The sequence below is a fragment of the Belliella buryatensis genome, from assembly GCF_900188245.1.
GTDB lineage: Bacteria > Bacteroidota > Bacteroidia > Cytophagales > Cyclobacteriaceae > Belliella > Belliella buryatensis.
On the sequence record NZ_FZOK01000051.1, the window covers coordinates 1 to 1,086 of the forward strand.

At 36.9% G+C, this 1,086-nt stretch carries 1 protein-coding gene; it reads right to left on the bottom strand.

What is annotated here, in order from left to right:
• Positions 1-1,086, bottom strand: a 1,086-nt coding sequence (locus CHB66_RS17060; RefSeq protein ID WP_212668475.1) for an MBG domain-containing protein, incomplete at both ends; no start/stop codon positions are given.

Genomic DNA, 1,086 nt, shown 5'->3' on the forward strand with positions numbered 1-1,086 from the left:
AGCTTCTCTTGACAACTTACCTATCAATTGATCCGATCCGATCAAACCAGTTACTGTATAAGTGAACACTGGGTCTTCTAGATCATAAATTTTGGATTGATTATTCGCCTTGATCGTTAAAGTAGCTGGTAAAATTTTGAAATTTACCAGTCGAGTTCCTATATAGTTACCCAAGCCTGTTATAAGTACTTCTCCAATACCAGCATCTAGATTATTATTGTAAGTTATAGTGTAGTCTAAGTTGATTTTTAGGAGTTTTTCTCCTTCAATAATAGAGATTTCTGGAAACTGAGTTTTACCATTGTATGTTAAATCTGCTATTGGAAGAACAAATAATAGTTCAACATCTTTTTGGGTTCGAATCACTTCCAACAAATCCCTAACTCCTTGAATATTAATTAAAGCAAATTTTTCCTGAATCAAATCCTTCAACTTATCAGACTCCTCTGAAGTAATATCTGTCAAGCCTAATAGGTCGTTGAAATCTGTCTGGTCTGTATCAGCTCCTTCATTATCTCTGATATCCGTCAGAATATCTTCCAACTTCCTAATCTGATCTAATAATTCTCTTAAGTCTGATACTGTCTCTACTTCTGCTCCTTCACTGATCAAGTCTTTCAATTTATCAGACTCTTCTTCCGTAATATCCGTCAAACCTAAAAGCTCATTGAAATCTGTCTCGTCTGTATTCGCTCCATCATTGTCTCTGATATCAGTAAGGATATCCTCCAACTTCCTGATCTGGTCTAACAGTTCTCTTAGGTCTGATATCGTCTCTACTTCTGCTCCTTCACTGATCAAGTCTTTCAATTTATCAGACTCTTCTTCCGTAATATCCGTCAAACCCAATACTTCATTGAAATCTGACGCATCCGTATTAGCCCCATCATTGTCTCTGATATCAGTAAGGATATCCTCCAACTTCCTGATCTGGTCTAACAGTTCTCTTAGGTCTGATATCGTCTCTACTTCTGCTCCTTCACTGATCAAATCTTTCAATTTATCAGACTCTTCTTCCGTAACATCCGTCAAGCCCAATACTTCATTGAAATCTGACGCATCTGTATTAGCCCCATCATTGTCTCT